General features: G+C 57.7%; 10 protein-coding genes, 4 tRNA genes and 1 rRNA gene (1 of these 15 running past the window's edge). All 15 read right to left on the bottom strand.

The features are described from left to right. Positions 1 to 95: 95 nt before the first annotated feature. Positions 96 to 4,295, bottom strand: coding sequence for a DNA-directed RNA polymerase subunit beta' (gene rpoC, locus ASF66_RS11505; RefSeq protein ID WP_043192517.1), 4,200 nt, complete (start codon positions 4,293 to 4,295; stop codon positions 96 to 98). A 64-nt stretch (positions 4,296 to 4,359) separates the two neighbouring features. Further along, positions 4,360 to 8,433 (bottom strand): DNA-directed RNA polymerase subunit beta, encoded by a 4,074-nt coding sequence (gene rpoB / locus ASF66_RS11500; RefSeq protein ID WP_049860770.1) that lies wholly within the window; start codon positions 8,431 to 8,433, stop codon positions 4,360 to 4,362. A gap of 216 nt (positions 8,434 to 8,649) precedes the next feature. Further along, positions 8,650 to 9,018, bottom strand: coding sequence for a 50S ribosomal protein L7/L12 (gene rplL, locus ASF66_RS11495; RefSeq protein ID WP_043192515.1), 369 nt, complete (start codon positions 9,016 to 9,018; stop codon positions 8,650 to 8,652). Positions 9,019 to 9,098: 80 nt separating this feature from the next. After that, the gene (gene rplJ, locus ASF66_RS11490; protein ID WP_049860769.1) at positions 9,099 to 9,599 is read right to left on the bottom strand and encodes a 50S ribosomal protein L10; all 501 of its coding nucleotides are present in this window, start codon (positions 9,597 to 9,599) and stop codon (positions 9,099 to 9,101) included. A 204-nt stretch (positions 9,600 to 9,803) separates the two neighbouring features. Continuing rightward, entirely contained in the window at positions 9,804 to 10,499 is a 696-nt protein-coding gene (gene rplA / locus ASF66_RS11485; protein ID WP_043192511.1) for a 50S ribosomal protein L1, read from the bottom strand. Continuing rightward, positions 10,499 to 10,930 carry a 50S ribosomal protein L11 gene (rplK, locus tag ASF66_RS11480; protein ID WP_049860768.1) on the bottom strand — a complete coding sequence of 144 codons (432 nt, stop codon included), beginning with the start codon at positions 10,928 to 10,930 and terminating at the stop codon, positions 10,499 to 10,501. The genes rplA and rplK overlap by 1 nt, the downstream gene beginning before the upstream one ends. A gap of 115 nt (positions 10,931 to 11,045) precedes the next feature. Continuing rightward, positions 11,046 to 11,579, bottom strand: coding sequence for a transcription termination/antitermination protein NusG (gene nusG / locus ASF66_RS11475; protein ID WP_010443972.1), 534 nt, complete (start codon positions 11,577 to 11,579; stop codon positions 11,046 to 11,048). Between the two features lie 9 nt (positions 11,580 to 11,588). Then, positions 11,589 to 11,957, bottom strand: a complete 369-nt coding sequence (secE, locus tag ASF66_RS11470) for a preprotein translocase subunit SecE (RefSeq protein ID WP_043192508.1) — start codon at positions 11,955 to 11,957, stop codon at positions 11,589 to 11,591. A 45-nt stretch (positions 11,958 to 12,002) separates the two neighbouring features. Beyond that, positions 12,003 to 12,078: transfer RNA gene (locus ASF66_RS11465), tRNA-Trp, on the bottom strand. Between the two features lie 210 nt (positions 12,079 to 12,288). Further along, positions 12,289 to 12,364: transfer RNA gene (locus tag ASF66_RS11460), tRNA-Thr, on the bottom strand. 26 nt (positions 12,365 to 12,390) lie between these two features. Next, positions 12,391 to 12,464, bottom strand: a tRNA-Gly gene (locus ASF66_RS11455). A 24-nt stretch (positions 12,465 to 12,488) separates the two neighbouring features. Continuing rightward, positions 12,489 to 12,573 (bottom strand) — tRNA-Tyr (locus ASF66_RS11450). A 290-nt stretch (positions 12,574 to 12,863) separates the two neighbouring features. Beyond that, positions 12,864 to 13,031 (bottom strand): hypothetical protein, encoded by a 168-nt coding sequence (locus ASF66_RS22745; protein WP_177327965.1) that lies wholly within the window; start codon positions 13,029 to 13,031, stop codon positions 12,864 to 12,866. After that, on the bottom strand, positions 13,028 to 14,020 hold the full coding sequence (gene birA / locus ASF66_RS11445; RefSeq protein ID WP_056843955.1) for a bifunctional biotin--[acetyl-CoA-carboxylase] ligase/biotin operon repressor BirA: 993 nt from the start codon (positions 14,018 to 14,020) through the stop codon (positions 13,028 to 13,030). The genes ASF66_RS22745 and birA overlap by 4 nt, the downstream gene beginning before the upstream one ends. 151 nt (positions 14,021 to 14,171) lie before the next feature. Continuing rightward, positions 14,172 to 14,220, bottom strand: a 5S ribosomal RNA gene (gene rrf / locus ASF66_RS11440); it runs 121 nt beyond the window's last position.

Raw genomic sequence — 14,220 nt, 5'->3', positions numbered from 1 at the left:
AAGGCCCCGGCCTCCCCTGCCCACTCCGCCGCGACTTTCGTGTCGTTGCGGAGCCTGCAAGGGCTACCGAGGCCCTGTCATCACTACCGCTGGTCTCAATTACCGCTTGAGTTCAGCGCTTCGGTCAACGCAGCTTCAACTTCACTGGCGCTGACGCGGGTTGGTTTGTCGAGTTCACGACGACGCTTGCGCTCGCTGTGATACGCCAGACCGGTACCGGCCGGGATCAGACGACCCACGACCACGTTTTCCTTCAGGCCGCGCAGGTAGTCGCGCTTGCCGGTAACCGCCGCTTCGGTCAGCACTCGAGTGGTTTCCTGGAAGGAAGCCGCCGAGATGAACGATTCGGTGGACAACGACGCCTTGGTGATACCCAGCAGAACACGAGTGAACTTGGAAACGAACTTGTCGTCACCGCTCAAACGCTCGTTCTCGCCCAGTACCTGGGTCAGTTCCATCTGGTCGCCCTTGATGAAGCTGCTGTCGCCCGACTCGGAGATCTCGACCTTGCGCAGCATCTGACGCAGGATCGTCTCGATGTGCTTGTCGTTGATCTTCACGCCTTGCAGACGGTATACGTCCTGAATCTCGTTGACGATGTACTTGGCCAGCGCACTCACACCCAGCAGACGCAGGATGTCGTGTGGATCGCTTGGACCGTCGGAGATCACTTCGCCGCGGTTCACTTGTTCGCCTTCGAAGACGTTCAGGTGACGCCACTTCGGAATCAGCTCTTCGTACGGATCGGTACCGTCGTTCGGAGTGATGACCAGACGGCGCTTGCCCTTGGTCTCTTTACCGAACGCAATGGTGCCGCTGACTTCCGCCAGAATCGAAGCTTCCTTCGGACGACGCGCTTCGAACAGGTCGGCAACACGCGGCAGACCACCGGTGATGTCACGCGTCTTCGAAGTTTCCTGCGGGATACGGGCGATAACGTCACCCACACCCACTTGCGCACCATCCGCCACGCCGACCAGGGCGTTGGCTGGCAGGAAGTACTGGGCCGGTACGTCGGTACCCGGCAGCAGCAGATCCTTGCCATCGACGCCGACCATCTTCACAGCTGGACGAATTTCCTTGCCCGCCGCTGGACGATCCTTGGCATCGAGTACTTCGATGTTGGTCAGGCCGGTCAATTCGTCTGTCTGACGCTTGATCGTGATGCCTTCTTCCATGCCCACGTAGGTCACGGTACCTTTCATCTCGGTGACGATTGGGTGAGTGTGCGGATCCCACTTGGCCACGATGGCACCAGCGTCGACCTTGTCGCCTTCCTTCACCGAAATCACTGCACCGTACGGCAGTTTGTAACGCTCACGCTCACGACCGAATTCGTCGGCAATCGCCAACTCACCGGAACGCGACACGGCTACCAGGTTGCCGTCGGCACGCTCTACGTGCTTCAGGTTGTGCAGACGGACGGTGCCGCCATTCTTCACCTGGACGCTGTCTGCAGCCGAGGTCCGGCTTGCCGCACCACCGATGTGGAACGTACGCATGGTCAGCTGGGTGCCCGGCTCACCGATGGACTGGGCAGCGATAACGCCGACCGCTTCACCGATGTTCACCTGATGCCCGCGAGCCAGGTCACGACCGTAGCACTTGGCGCAGATACCGTAGCGGGTTTCGCAGCTGATCGGCGAGCGCACGATGACTTCGTCGATGCTGTTCAGCTCGATGAATTCAACCCACTTCTCGTCTACCAGCGTACCGCCTGGAACGATGACTTCGTCGGTGCCTGGCTTGAACACGTCACGGGCGATCACTCGACCCAGTACGCGCTCGCCCAGAGGCTCGACGACGTCGCCGCCTTCGATGTGCGGGGTCATCAGCAGGCCGTGTTCGGTACCGCAATCGACCTCGGTCACCACCAGATCCTGCGCCACGTCTACCAGACGACGAGTCAGGTAACCGGAGTTCGCAGTCTTCAAGGCGGTATCCGCCAGACCCTTACGAGCACCGTGAGTGGAGATGAAGTACTGAAGTACGCTCAAACCTTCACGGAAGTTCGCGGTGATCGGCGTCTCGATGATCGAGCCGTCCGGCTTGGCCATCAGGCCACGCATACCGGCCAACTGACGAATCTGAGCAGCCGAACCCCGGGCACCGGAGTCAGCCATCATGTACATCGAGTTGAACGATTCCTGGTCGACTTCGTTGCCATGACGATCGATGACCTTCTCTTTCGAGAGGTTCGACATCATTGCCTTGGAAACTTCGTCGTTGGCCTTGGACCAGAGGTCGATCACCTTGTTGTACTTCTCGCCCTGGGTTACCAGGCCGGACGCATACTGGCTTTCGATCTCTTTCACTTCGTCGGTCGCAGTACCGATGATGCGAGCTTTCTCATCCGGGATAACGAAGTCGTTAACGCCGATGGAAACACCCGAAATCGTCGAGTAGGCAAAACCGGTGTACATCAACTGGTCAGCGAAGATCACGGTCTCTTTCAGACCTACCACGCGGTAGCACTGGTTGATCAGCTTGGAGATCGCCTTCTTCTTCATCGGCAGGTTGACGACGTCGAAGGACAGGCCTTTAGGCACGACCTGGAACAGCAGGGCACGGCCGACAGTGGTGTCGACGATACGGGTGCCGCTCACGCTGCCGCCATCACGGTCGTTGACGGTTTCGTTGATACGAACCTTGATCTTGGCGTGCAGGGCAGCTTCGCCGGCGCGGAAAACGCGGTCGACTTCCTGCAGGTCGGCAAAGATGCGGCCTTCGCCCTTGGCGTTGATCGCTTCACGGGTCATGTAGTACAGACCCAGTACAACGTCCTGCGAAGGAACGATGATTGGCTCACCGTTGGCTGGCGACAGGATGTTGTTGGTCGACATCATCAGCGCACGAGCTTCGAGCTGGGCTTCCAGGGTCAGCGGTACGTGAACCGCCATCTGGTCACCGTCGAAGTCGGCGTTGTACGCGGCGCAGACCAGCGGGTGCAGCTGGATGGCCTTGCCTTCGATCAATACCGGCTCGAACGCCTGGATACCCAGACGGTGAAGGGTCGGTGCACGGTTGAGCAGCACGGGGTGTTCGCGAATCACTTCGGCGAGCACGTCCCACACTTCTGGCAGCTCGCGCTCGACCATCTTCTTGGCGGCCTTGATGGTAGTCGCCAGACCACGCATTTCCAGCTTGCCGAAGATGAACGGCTTGAACAGTTCCAGAGCCATCTTCTTCGGAAGACCGCACTGGTGCAGGCGCAGGGTCGGGCCTACGGTAATTACCGAACGACCCGAGTAGTCAACGCGCTTGCCGAGCAGGTTCTGACGGAAACGACCCTGCTTACCCTTGATCATGTCAGCCAGGGATTTCAGAGGACGCTTGTTCGAACCAGTGATGGCACGACCGCGACGACCGTTGTCGAGCAGCGCATCCACAGCTTCCTGCAGCATGCGCTTTTCGTTGCGCACGATGATGTCGGGAGCCGACAGATCCAGCAGGCGCTTCAGACGGTTGTTACGGTTGATCACTCGACGATACAGATCGTTGAGGTCGGACGTTGCGAAACGACCGCCATCCAGTGGAACCAGTGGACGCAGATCTGGCGGCAGAACCGGCAGAACGGTCAACACCATCCACTCAGGCAGGTTGCCGGAGCCCTGGAAAGCTTCCATCAGCTTCAGGCGCTTGGACAGCTTCTTGATCTTGGTTTCCGAGTTGGTCTGCGGAATCTCTTCGCGCAGGCGACCGATCTCGTGTTCCAGGTCAATGGCGTGCAGCAGCTCGCGAACGGCCTCGGCACCCATGCGGGCGTCGAAGTCGTCACCGAACTCTTCGAGTGCTTCGAAGTACTGCTCGTCGTTCAGCAACTGGCCCTTTTCAAGGGTAGTCATGCCCGGATCGATAACGACGTAGCTCTCGAAGTAGAGAACGCGTTCGATATCACGCAGGGTCATGTCCATCAGCAGACCGATACGGGACGGCAGCGATTTCAGGAACCAGATGTGAGCGACCGGCGAAGCCAGTTCGATGTGAGCCATGCGCTCGCGACGAACCTTGGCCAGCGCGACTTCGACGCCGCACTTCTCGCAGATCACGCCACGGTGCTTCAAGCGCTTGTACTTACCGCACAGGCACTCGTAGTCCTTGACCGGGCCAAAGATCTTGGCGCAGAACAAGCCGTCACGCTCAGGCTTGAACGTACGGTAGTTGATGGTTTCCGGCTTTTTAACTTCACCGAACGACCACGAACGGATCATCTCAGGCGACGCGAGGCCGATGCGGATCGCATCGAACTCTTCGACTTGACCCTGGTTTTTCAGCAAATTCAGTAGGTCTTTCAAGGCCTTTCCTCCTGGCGGAGCAGGGAGTGGACGGTAGCCGTCCACTCCCGATTCGCGTCACGTGTTATTCGGTTTCCAGATCGATATCGATACCCAGAGAACGGATCTCTTTGATCAACACGTTGAAGGACTCGGGCATGCCCGGCTCCATACGGTGATCGCCGTCCACGATGTTTTTGTACATCTTGGTACGACCGTTCACATCGTCCGACTTCACTGTGAGCATTTCTTGCAGGGTGTATGCCGCGCCGTATGCTTCCAGCGCCCACACCTCCATCTCCCCGAAACGCTGACCACCGAACTGCGCCTTACCACCCAGCGGCTGCTGGGTAACCAGGCTGTAAGAACCAGTGGAACGCGCGTGCATCTTGTCGTCCACCAAGTGGTTCAGCTTCAGCATGTACATGTAGCCAACGGTGACCGGACGCTCGAACTTGTTGCCGGTACGACCGTCGAAAAGCTGCATCTGGCCGCTTTCCGGCATGTCGGCCAATTTCAGCATGGCCTTGATTTCGCTTTCCTTGGCACCGTCGAACACCGGGGTAGCCATTGGAACGCCGCCCTTGAGATTCTTCGCCAGATCCAGGATTTCCTGGTCGGAGAAGGTTTCCAGCTGTTCTTGACGGCCACCGATCTCGTTGTAGATCTCGGTCAGGAACTTGCGCAGATCAGCTACCTTACGCTGCTCTTCGAGCATGGTGTTGATCTTCTCGCCCAGACCCTTGGCCGCGAGGCCCAGGTGGGTTTCAAGAATCTGACCAACGTTCATACGCGAAGGTACACCCAGCGGGTTGAGTACCACGTCCACCGGCGTACCGTTGGCGTCGTGCGGCATGTCCTCGACAGGCATGATCACGGAAACCACACCCTTGTTACCGTGACGACCGGCCATCTTGTCACCCGGCTGGATGCGACGGCGGATGGCCAGGTAGACCTTGACGATCTTCAGCACGCCCGGAGCCAGGTCATCGCCTTGCTGCAGCTTGCGCTTCTTGTCTTCGAACTTGTCATCCAGCAACCGGCGACGATCGACGATGTAGGCCTGAGCCTTCTCGAGCTGTTCGTTGAGCGCGTCTTCGGCCATGCGCAGTTTGAACCACTGACCATGCTCCAGACCGTCGAGGACCTCGTGGGTCACCTCGGTGCCTTTCTTCAGGCCAGCGCCGCCTTCGATGATCTGCCCCATCAGGGCCGAGCGCAGACGTTCGAAGGTCGCGCCTTCAACGATACGGAACTCTTCGTTCAGGTCCTTGCGGATCTCGTCCAGTTGGCTCTTCTCGATCGACAGAGCACGAGCATCACGCTCGACACCGTCGCGGGTGAAGACCTGTACGTCGATGACAGTACCCTTGGTGCCGGTAGGCACGCGCAGGGAGGTGTCCTTAACGTCGCTGGCCTTCTCGCCGAAGATCGCGCGCAGCAGTTTTTCTTCCGGCGTGAGCTGGGTTTCGCCTTTAGGCGTCACCTTGCCGACCAGAATGTCGCCGGCGCCGACTTCGGCACCTACATAAACGATACCGGCTTCGTCCAGCTTGTTCAGCGCCGCTTCACCCACGTTCGGGATGTCCGCAGTGATTTCCTCTGGGCCAAGCTTGGTGTCACGGGCCACACAGGTCAGTTCCTGGATGTGGATCGTGGTGAAGCGATCTTCCTGAACCACACGCTCGGACAGGCAGATGGAGTCTTCGAAGTTGAAGCCGTTCCACGCCATGAACGCGATGCGCATGTTCTGACCCAGCGCCAGTTCACCCATGTCGGTGGACGGGCCATCGGCCATGATGTCGCTGCGCTGAACCACGTCACCCTTGTTGACCAGCGGACGCTGGTTGATGCAGGTGTTCTGGTTCGAGCGGGTGTACTTGGTCAGGTTGTAGATGTCGACACCGGCTTCGCCAGTCTCGACTTCGTCATCGGCAACCCGGACCACGATACGGCTGGCATCGACGGAGTCGATCACGCCGCCACGACGAGCCACGACGCAAACGCCGGAGTCACGGGCAACGTTACGCTCCATGCCGGTACCGACCAGCGGCTTGTCGGCACGCAGGGTAGGTACAGCCTGACGCTGCATGTTCGAACCCATCAACGCACGGTTGGCGTCGTCGTGCTCGAGGAACGGAATCAGCGATGCGGCTACCGACACGACCTGCTTGGGCGAAACGTCCATCAGGGTGACGTCTTCCGGCGCCTTGACGGTGAATTCGTTCAAGTGACGTACGGCCACCAGCTCGTCGATCAGGACCTTCTTGTCGTTCATCGTGGCCGAAGCCTGAGCGATCACGTGATCGGCTTCTTCGATGGCAGACAGGAACACGATCTCGTCGGTGACCAGAGCGTCTTTCACCACACGGTACGGGCTTTCCAGGAAGCCGTACTGGTTGGTGCGCGCATAGGCCGCAAGGGAGTTGATCAGACCGATGTTCGGGCCTTCCGGCGTTTCGATCGGGCACACGCGACCATAGTGCGTCGGGTGAACGTCGCGCACTTCGAAGCCTGCACGTTCGCGGGTCAGACCACCAGGGCCGAGCGCGGAGACGCGACGCTTGTGGGTGATCTCGGACAGCGGGTTGTTCTGGTCCATGAACTGCGACAGCTGGCTGGAACCGAAGAACTCCTTGACCGCGGCAGCCACTGGCTTGGCGTTGATCAGGTCCTGCGGCATCAGGCCTTCGCTTTCGGCCATCGACAGACGTTCCTTGACCGCGCGTTCTACACGCACCAGGCCAACACGGAACTGGTTCTCGGCCATTTCGCCTACGCAGCGAACACGACGGTTACCCAGGTGGTCGATGTCATCGACGATGCCTTTGCCGTTGCGGATGTCGACCAGGGTCTTCAATACAGCAACGATGTCTTCCTTGCTCAATACACCCGAACCTTCGATCTCGGTACGACCGATACGACGGTTGAACTTCATCCGGCCGACCGCAGACAGGTCATAGCGCTCAGGGCTGAAGAACAGGTTGTTGAACAGGGTCTCGGCAGCATCCTTGGTTGGCGGCTCGCCGGGACGCATCATGCGATAGATTTCCACCAGGGCTTCAAGCTGATTGCCGGTGGAATCGATCTTCAGGGTGTCGGAGATGAACGGACCGCAATCGATGTCGTTGGTGTACAACGTCTCGATGCGAACGACCTGCGCCTTGGCGATCTTGAGCAGCAGTTCGGTGGTCAGCTCGGTGTTGCACTCGCACAGGATCTCGCCGGTGGCCGGGTGCACGATGGCCTTGGCCGTGGTGCGGCCCAGGACGTAGTCCAGTGGCACTTCCAGCTGCTTGATGCCGGCCTTTTCGATCTGGTTGATGTGCCGGGCAGTGATACGGCGGCCCTGCTCGACAATGACCTTGCCCTTGTCGTCGACGATGTCGAGAACGGCGATTTCACCGCGCAGGCGCTGAGGCACCAGTTCCAGGCTGAGCTGCTCGCCCTGCACGTGGAATACGTTGGTGGTGTAGAACGCATCGAGGACTTCCTCGGTGCTGTAACCCAGGGCGCGCAGCAGCACCGAGGCAGGCAGCTTGCGACGACGGTCGATACGGACGAATACACAGTCTTTCGGATCGAACTCGAAGTCCAGCCAGGAGCCACGGTAAGGAATGATACGGGCCGAATAGAGCAGCTTGCCCGAGCTGTGCGTCTTGCCACGGTCGTGGTCGAAGAACACACCTGGCGAACGGTGCAGCTGGGAAACGATGACGCGCTCGGTACCGTTGATTACGAAGGTACCGTTCTCGGTCATCAGGGGGATTTCCCCCATGTAGACTTCCTGCTCTTTGATGTCCTTGATCGCTTTGTTCGACGATTCTTTGTCGAAAATGATCAGGCGCACTTTTACACGCAGCGGCACGGCGTAGGTCACGCCACGCAGTACGCACTCTTTGACGTCAAAGGCCGGTTCGCCCAGACGATAACCAACGTACTCCAGAGCAGCGTTGCCGGAGTAGCTGATGATCGGGAAAACGGATTTGAAGGCCGCATGCAGACCGACATCACGGAACTGGTCCTTGGTCGCGCCCGCCTGCAAGAATTCGCGATACGAATCCAGCTGGATAGCCAAGAGGTACGGTACGTCCATGACGTCCGGCAACTTGCTAAAGTCCTTGCGGATACGTTTTTTCTCAGTATATGAGTAAGCCATCAGCGTTCCCCAGCTTGGTCACCTGCTTGTGGCTTCTCCCGACGGGAGCAGCCAGAAAATCGTGCAAACCCCGTGGTTTGCGCCACCCTCGGGTGGTTACAGCGCGTTGCCGGCGTCGACCTGATCGACTGCCAGTAACGGAAAAAGGCCGGTGGCATGAGCCACCAGCCATCAGCCTTTCGCTTGACGCTCGGGCTGGAGACGCAAGGTCGATGCTTACTTGAGCTCGACTTTGGCGCCTGCTTCTTCCAGCGTTGCTTTGGCTTTGTCGGCTGCGTCTTTGGCAACAGCTTCCAGAACCATGGCAGGAGCGCCGTCAACAACAGCCTTGGCTTCTTTCAGGCCCAGACCGGTCAGTTCACGAACTGCCTTGATGACGTTCACTTTCTTCTCGCCAGCTTCCAGCAGCATGACGTTGAATTCAGTTTGCTCTTCAACAACGGCAGCTGGACCAGCAGCTGGACCGGCGGAAGCGGCAGCAGCCGAAACGCCGAACTTTTCTTCCATCGCTTTGATCAGCTCAACGATTTCCAGAACGGATTTCTCGCCGATTGCTTCGATGATTTGGTCGTTAGTCAGAGACATGACTATAAATTCCTGTATTGGGGTGACGGCCTAGGCGGCCATCGAAATAAACAATAAACGTAGAGAGAAGTCGCTCAGCCTCAGGCTGCTGCAGCTTCTTTCTGGTCGCGAAGGGCCGCCAGAGTACGAGCCAGTTTGCTGGTAGCGCCTTGAATCACGCTCATCAGCTGGGAAATGGCTTCGTCACGGGTCGGCAAGCTTGCCAGCACGTCGATTTGGTTAGCTGCGAGGTAGTTACCCTCGAACGCAGCTGCCTTGATCTCGAACTTGTCCTGACCTTTAGCGAACTCCTTGAACAAACGGGCAGCAGCACCTGGATGTTCGTTGGAGAAGGCGATCAAGGTCGGGCCAGTGAACACGTCGTTCAGAACACTGTAAGGAGTGTCTGCAACGGCGCGCTTGAGCAGGGTGTTACGTACGACACGTACGTATACGCCAGCTTCACGAGCCTCTTTACGGAGTCCGGTCATAGCGCCTACTGTTACGCCACGGGCATCAGCCACGACAGCGGACAGAGCAACTTGGGCAGCCTTGTTGACTTCAGCGACGATGGCCTTCTTGTCTTCAAGTTTAATTGCCACGGGTTCAACTCCTGCTTGTTACCGTTTCATCCAACCGAGGCCGGATGTCGTTTTGGTGTCTGATTCGGTAAGGAACCGGGAGCACCATCTGCGTAGGCTTGTGGTTTAAGACTTGCGCCGCCTACGGTCTTGGATAGCCCCCGCCAGGCAGGGACCCCAATTTTTTCAGCCACCGGCCCGGTTACCCAGGCCGGTGGCAAAGTCTTACGCGTCCAGCGAGCCTTGGTCGATGACCAGACCTGGGCCCATGGTGGTGCTCAGGGTAACGCGCTTGACGTAGATACCTTTCGAGGAAGCTGGCTTGATACGCTTCAGATCAGCGATCAGGGCTTCAACGTTTTCCTTCAGCTTGACGGCGTCGAAACCGACCTTGCCAACGGAAGTGTGGATGATGCCGTTCTTGTCGGTACGGTAGCGAACCTGACCAGCCTTGGCATTCTTGACGGCGTTGGCGACGTCTGGCGTCACGGTGCCGACTTTCGGGTTAGGCATCAGGCCACGTGGACCGAGGATCTGACCCAACTGACCTACTACGCGCATGGCATCCGGGGATGCAATGACGACGTCATAGTTCAGGTCGCCGCCTTTCATTTCGGCGGCCAGGTCGTCCATGCCAACGCGGTCTGCACCGGCAGCCAGAGCGGCTTCGGCAGCAGGACCCTGGGTGAACACGGCAACACGTACGGTCTTGCCAGTGCCGTGTGGCAGCACGGTAGCGCTACGTACGACCTGGTCGGATTTACGTGGGTCAACGCCCAGGTTCACAGCCACGTCAACGGATTCGCTGAACTTGACGGTGGACAGTTCGGTGAGCAGCGCAGCTGCATCTTCGAAGTTGTACAGCTTGCCTGCTTCGATCTTGGAAGCAATAGCTTTTTGGCGCTTGGTCAGCTTAGCCATTACACACCCTCCACGTTGAGGCCCATGGAGCGAGCAGAACCGGCGATGGTACGCACGGCTGCTTCCATGTCAGCGGCAGTCAGGTCCGCATTCTTGGCTTTAGCGATTTCTTCGAGCTGAGCGCGAGTCACGGTACCGACTTTGACGGTGTTCGGACGGGCGGAACCGCTGGTCAGGCCAGCAGCTTTCTTCAGCAGTACCGAAGCAGGGGTGCTTTTGGTCTCGAAGGTGAAGCTACGGTCACTGTAGACAGTGATGATTACAGGAGTCGGCAAGCCGGCTTCTTGACCCTGAGTACGGGCGTTGAAGGCCTTGCAGAATTCCATGATGTTCACGCCATGCTGGCCCAGGGCCGGGCCGACGGGCGGGCTAGGGTTGGCCTGGCCGGCCTTTACTTGCAGCTTGATGTAAGCCGTGATTTTCTTAGCCATGAGCTACTCCACTATTGGGTACGAGCGCCTTGCGGCTCCCCAGTTGCTTGCGTTTTATCCCAGTGACGACAAAACCCCGCAGCTTACGCCTGCGGGGTATGGGATCCGTTTCCAATCAGACTTTTTCGACCTGACTGAACTCGAGCTCTACCGGAGTAGAGCGACCGAAAATGAGCACCGCGACCTGGATCCGGCTCTTTTCGTAGTTGACTTCTTCGACGGTACCGTTGAAATCCGCGAACGGACCATCGGTGACGCGAACCACTTCGCCTGGCTCGAACAACGTCTTGGGCTTGGGCTTGTCGCTACCATCAGCAACACGACGCAGGATAGCTTCAGCTTCCTTGTCGGTGATCGGAGCCGGCTTGTCTGCCGTGCCGCCGATGAAACCCATGACCCGAGGCGTGTCCTTGACCAAGTGCCAAGTGCCTTCGTTCATGTCCATCTGCACCAGCACATAGCCTGGAAAGAACTTGCGTTCACTTTTACGCTTTTGGCCATTTCGCATCTCGACCACTTCTTCAGTGGGGACGAGAATTTCGCCAAAACCGTCTTCCATACCAGCCAGCTTTACACGCTCGATCAAAGAGCGCATAACATGCTTCTCGTAACCCGAGTAAGCATGCACAACGTACCAACGCTTAGCCACGGGACACCCTTAGCCAACAATCAAGGAAACAAGCCAGCCGAGCAGGGAATCTAGCCCCCACAACAGCAACGCCATGACCAGAACGACCGCAACTACGATCAGCGTGGTCTGTGTGGTCTCTTGGCGAGTCGGCCAAACGACTTTACGGATTTCGGTGCGCGCTTCCTTTGCCAGGACGAAGAACGACTTGCCTTTGGCGGTCTGCAGAGCCACGTAGGCAGCCACAGCAGCAATGGCAAGAAGTGCAAGCACCCGGTACAGGATCGGCGACGCGGAGTAGTACTGATTACCAACCACGCCAACCACGACCAAAGCGACAACAACGAGCCACTTCAGCAGATCGAAACGAGATTCTGGGGCTTCAGCCTTGGGAGTCATCTAGGAGGATCCTGTGAAAAGAAAGCCAGACACACCGAGTGAATCTGGCAGGTCAGGAGGGAATCGAACCCCCAACCTACGGTTTTGGAGACCGTCGCTCTGCCAATTGAGCTACTGACCTAAAACAAATCAGGCCGAACATTATGCCGACCCGGGAAAGCTATTTCAACACCTGATTGGACCGCCGCATTGCACAAGAGAAGATAACTCCTCGCTAGGCACAGACCTCACAATCCAAGATGCCAACAGCAGAGACCTGTAATGCCCACAGGAGCAAGACACGCCTACCATTAAAACAAAGGCAGATATTTTCATATCTGCCTTGCAAAAATGGAGCTCTTGAGCGGATTTGAACCGCTGACCTCACCCTTACCAAGGGTGTGCTCTACCAACTGAGCTACAAGAGCTTGAAACCATGCACAAACAGCAAACTTGGAGCGGGTAGCGGGAATCGAACCCGCATCATCAGCTTGGAAGGCTGAGGTTCTACCACTAAACTATACCCGCGGAGCTTGCGGCTCACGCTAAAAATGGTGGAGGGAGAAGGATTCGAACCTTCGAAGTCGTAGACGTCAGATTTACAGTCTGATCCCTTTGGCCGCTCGGGAACCCCTCCTTAACGTGGCGGCATTTTACGCTATGCCACCTTGCTGTCAAGCTTTTTCTCATTAAAATCTTGAGGTTAGCTACATCGACAGCCGTTTCACATCGCTGGGCATTCGCACCATCGCTGTGAAGCGGGCGCCATTCTATGCAAACCATTACACCCTGGCAATACCCTGGCTGAGATTATTTTACGTTTTAAGTTATTGAATTCATTGAGCCCCTGCTGGGCCCTTGATACACGAGTCATCGCAAGTCGTGCCTTGGGCATTCAGACCTGCAGGCACACGCAGCGCAAGTCAGTCAGTGCTCACTCGCAGGCTTTTCGTTGAGCAGCTGGATGTTGTGCCGCTCGCCTTTGTAGGTAGAGAGCGGCTCGAATTCCTTTGGTCGTACCGGCAACTCCTGGTTGTGCCACCCGGCATAAAACACATTGAGCACCAATAGAAGCAGTACCAGCCAGCGCATCATCTTTCCTCGCCTTGGTCAGAAGCCGCTAAGGGCTGGTCGTTTGCTGCAAGTCGCAGACTCAGCTCTCCGCCATTGAATACCTGCTCCGCTCCGTTCACCACGAGCCGCAGGCCACCTTGTCCGTCTATTCCAAGTACCTGGCCCTCAATGGCTTTCAAACCGGCACTGAGTACCACCGACCTGCCCTGCCAAGCATGAAGGGCTTCCCATTCCTCGCGCAACTGCTCGAAGCCGGACACTGCATGACGCTCCAGGTAACACTGCAATTGGTCATTGAGCTCGGTAACCAGAACATTGCGGTCCACCAGACACATGCGCTGCAGACGCATGGACGTCCAAGGTCGATCCACCTCGGTATTCAGCTTCATGTTCACGTTGATACCGATACCGATCACCACGTGACACACGTCACTGGGGTCACCGACCAGCTCCAGCAGTATCCCTGCCAGCTTCTTGTCTCCCACCAGGATATCGTTGGGCCACTTGAGTCTTGCCTCGCTCACGCCTTGCGCATGCAGGGCTCGTACCACGGCAAGACCGACAACCAGACTCAATCCTTCCAAACGCGTCATACCGCCCTCTATGCGCAGCGCCAGGCTGTAATAGAGGTTTTGTGCATACGGGCTCACCCACGGCCTGCCTCGTCGCCCTCTGCCTGCAGTCTGACGCTCTGCCAGCACCAGCAGCGGCAGTGGGCATCCCTTGGCTATGGCGTGCAGTGCCTGGGCATTGGTGGAATCAGCGCTTTGCATGATACGTACGTCCCAGCCAGCAGGTGCTCCTGCCCTCACTGCCTCCAGGCACAACGAAGAGATCGGGTCAGCCAGACGATAACCTTTGCCACGAACCTTGTGCACCTCGATGCCAAGCTCTGCCTGCAACTGCTGAAGCTGTTTCCACACAGCGCTACGGCTAACCCCCAGGACTTCGCCAAGTACTTCGCCCGAGTGAAACTGACCGTCTTTAAGCAAATCCAGTAATGGTGACATAGCCAACTCGGCGCCTGTGGTAAGGCCGCAATGATAGCCATGCCCGTAAGCTTCGAACACTGGCAAAAATGAAGGATGACGATTGGAAACGCGAGATGCGGAAAAGACAAAACCCCTACCTGCTCACGCAGATAGGGGTTTCGGAATTGAATCTTGACGATGACCTACTCTCACATGGGGAAACCCCACACTACCATCGG

The organism is Pseudomonas sp. Leaf129, assembly GCF_001423465.1.
Taxonomy (GTDB): domain Bacteria; phylum Pseudomonadota; class Gammaproteobacteria; order Pseudomonadales; family Pseudomonadaceae; genus Aquipseudomonas; species Aquipseudomonas coleopterorum.
This window is presented reverse-complemented; position numbering and strand designations above follow the sequence as displayed.

What these genes read in the sequence shown, in the direction of transcription:
- rpoB (WP_049860770.1), bottom strand. Translation starts at nt 8,433, where the DNA reads ATGGCTTACTCATATACTGAGAAAAAACGTATCCGCAAGGACTTTAGC.
- rplL (WP_043192515.1), bottom strand. Translation starts at nt 9,018, where the DNA reads ATGTCTCTGACTAACGACCAAATCATCGAAGCAATCGGCGAGAAATCC.
- rplA (WP_043192511.1), bottom strand. Translation starts at nt 10,499, where the DNA reads ATGGCTAAGCTGACCAAGCGCCAAAAAGCTATTGCTTCCAAGATCGAA.
- rplK (WP_049860768.1), bottom strand. Translation starts at nt 10,930, where the DNA reads ATGGCTAAGAAAATCACGGCTTACATCAAGCTGCAAGTAAAGGCCGGC.
- secE (WP_043192508.1), bottom strand. Translation starts at nt 11,957, where the DNA reads ATGACTCCCAAGGCTGAAGCCCCAGAATCTCGTTTCGATCTGCTGAAG.
- ASF66_RS22745 (WP_177327965.1), bottom strand. Translation starts at nt 13,031, where the DNA reads ATGATGCGCTGGCTGGTACTGCTTCTATTGGTGCTCAATGTGTTTTAT.
- birA (WP_056843955.1), bottom strand. Translation starts at nt 14,020, where the DNA reads ATGTCACCATTACTGGATTTGCTTAAAGACGGTCAGTTTCACTCGGGC.